The sequence below is a fragment of the Roseomonas sp. TAS13 genome (assembly GCF_001950415.1).
In the GTDB taxonomy this organism is placed as follows: domain Bacteria; phylum Pseudomonadota; class Alphaproteobacteria; order Acetobacterales; family Acetobacteraceae; genus Roseomonas; species Roseomonas mucosa.
This window is the reverse complement of sequence record NZ_BDLP01000776.1, coordinates 1-705: the sequence shown is the minus strand read 5'-3', so window position 1 is coordinate 705 and position 705 is coordinate 1. Positions and strand designations below refer to the sequence as shown.

The following is a 705-nucleotide window of genomic DNA, read 5'->3' as shown; positions in this document are numbered from 1 at the left end:
CCGCGTCCTCGCCGGCGGCGATGGCGGCGTCGAGCGCGGCCTCCAGCCCCGGATCGGCCGGGCCGGGGAGGGTCTCCTCCAGCACCGCCCCGATCGCGGCCAGGATGGCGGGCGGCTCGCTGAGGCGGCCCGGGCCGGATTCGGCCTCGGCCATCGGGCCATCCTCCGGTCCCACCACATGCACGCCGCGATTCGCCAGGATGGCCATGTTCGCCACCGTCGCCGGATGCGCCCACATGGCCCAGTTCATCGCCGGGGCGACCAGCACCGGCGCGGTGGTGGCCAGCAGCGCGGCCCCGGCGAGGTCGTCCGCCATCCCGGCGGCCATGCGCGCCAGCCGGTCGGCCGAGGCGGGGGCGACCACCACGATGTCGTGCCCGCGCGCCAGGGCGATATGGCCGCGCCCTTCCGCCTCCTCCTCCAGCGACCAGAGGTCCTGCGCCAGGGGGCGGTTGGTGATGGCCTGCAGCGCGTGCGGGGTGACGAAGCGCGCTCCCCCTTCCGTGAGCAGCCCGGTCACCGAGGCGCCGGCCTTGCCGAGCAGGCGGGCGAGCTCCAGCGCCTTGAAGGCGGCCACGGAGCCCGAGACGATCAGCAGGACGCGCTTGCCGTTCAGCATGGCGGCAGGCGTAGCCGCCATGCTGAACGGCAAGCGCGCTGTCTCTTGATCACAAGTCCCCTGTCTCTTGATCACAAGTCTCGACG

The 705-nt window shown here is 73.9% G+C and carries 1 protein-coding gene; it reads right to left on the bottom strand.

Annotated features, from left to right (window positions below; all coding sequences use genetic code 11):
* The coding region (locus ROTAS13_RS25450) for a flavoprotein (protein ID WP_305793740.1) at positions 1 to 619 on the bottom strand (619 nt) is incomplete at its 3' end.
* Between the last annotated feature and the right edge of the window lie 86 nt (positions 620 to 705).